Origin of the sequence: Megasphaera sp. AF13-6AC (assembly GCF_027685385.1) — a bacterium.
In the GTDB taxonomy this organism is placed as follows: domain Bacteria; phylum Bacillota; class Negativicutes; order Veillonellales; family Megasphaeraceae; genus Megasphaera; species Megasphaera micronuciformis.
This window is the reverse complement of sequence record NZ_JAQCUN010000240.1, coordinates 1-424: the sequence shown is the minus strand read 5'-3', so window position 1 is coordinate 424 and position 424 is coordinate 1. Positions and strand designations below refer to the sequence as shown.

2 protein-coding genes are annotated in these 424 nt (G+C 45.8%); both read right to left on the bottom strand.

The features are described from left to right. The coding region (rpsT, locus tag PGX78_RS08505) for a 30S ribosomal protein S20 (RefSeq protein ID WP_270446522.1) at positions 1-150 on the bottom strand (150 nt) is incomplete at its 3' end. Between the two features lie 71 nt (positions 151-221). Next, positions 222-424 (bottom strand): class II fructose-bisphosphate aldolase (locus PGX78_RS08500; RefSeq protein WP_270446519.1); only part of this gene is annotated, 203 nt, incomplete at its 5' end.

Genomic DNA, 424 nt, shown 5'->3' with positions numbered 1-424 from the left:
CGCTTTCTTTACTGCGTCTGCATCACCGGTGGCGATTGCTTCCGTAGTCCGACGAATAGCCGTATGAACGGAAGATTTTACGCGGGAATTAGCTGCATGACGAGCGGCGTCTTTTTCCATCGTTTTGATATTGGATTTAATCTGCGGCAAACCGATTCACCTCCCTGCTTACAATAACACTGTTAGTAAGTATAGCATAAAAAATATAGCGAATCAAGAAGTTATGCCTTGTTTTCCGAACCCAAAACATTTCGGATTTTGTGCTTTACAGCGTCTTTTACAAACGTACGACCGTCCGTCAAATATTGGCGGGGATCGAAGTGTGCGGGATATTGAGTCAAATGTTGACGTACACCGGCAGTTAAGGCCAAACGCAAGTCCGAATCGATATTGATCTTGCAGACCGCCAAGGATGCGGCATGAC